At 67.7% G+C, this 844-nt stretch carries 1 pseudogene; it reads right to left on the bottom strand.

Annotation, left to right across the window (positions count from 1 at the left end):
- Nucleotides 1-844, bottom strand: a pseudogene (locus tag EN993_RS36350) (methylase); the annotation flags it as partial.

Below are 844 nucleotides of genomic sequence, written 5' to 3' on the forward strand. Positions count from 1 at the left end.
GCCTTAACGGGTCCGGCTCTCGCCGCGGATCGGGCGGCCATGTGCATGGCGGCATTGGGCAGGATCCCGTTCGATAGGGTGCCGATCGAATCCGGAAAGCCACCCGGTGTCCGGGGCGGCAGATCCGTGGTCCAGGCGAGCAGCGTTTCGACATCAGTGGCCTTGCTCGGCGACGGGACGAAGCTTTTCGGGTCGGCGGCCGGTACCTTGTCGATAACTGTCAGGCGCGTATCAGTGGTGGTGCCATGGCGGGCGTAGACACGGCCGCCGATCGCCGCGGTGAAGATGACGATGCCCTGCTGCTGCAGGCGTTCGAAGGCCGGCCGCCATTTGGGGTTTTCGGGAGACAGCCCGGTGCCGGTGATGGCGACCAGGCGCCCGCCGGCGCGCAGGCCGGCGAATGCGGAAGAGAGATGCCGCCATGCCGCGTCAGTGACGTGGCCGTCGACATAGGCGCCGACGCTGAACGGTGGATTCATCAGCACGACGGACGGCTCGATGGCCGCGTCGAGATGATCGTCGATATGGGCCGCGTCGTGCCGCGAGACGGGGACCCTTGGAAACAGCAGGCCGAGGAGATCGGCCCGCGTCGCGGCAAGCTCATTGAGGGCGATCGAAGCGCGCGCCATCTCGGCGTGGACGGCGAGCAGACCGGTGCCGGCCGAAGGTTCGAGAACCAGGTCGCAAGATGCGATCGCCGCGGCGTGCGCCGTGACGAAGGCGAGCGGCAAGGGCGTCGACAGCTGCTGCATGGCCTGGCTCTCGTCGGACCGTCGCGTATGGGTGGGAAGAAGATCGGCGATGCGCTTGATCATCGCCAGCGTTGCCTGGGGCGTGGTGGACC

Source organism: Mesorhizobium sp. M7D.F.Ca.US.004.01.2.1 (genome assembly GCF_003997785.1).
Classification (GTDB): Bacteria; Pseudomonadota; Alphaproteobacteria; order Rhizobiales; family Rhizobiaceae; genus Mesorhizobium; species Mesorhizobium loti.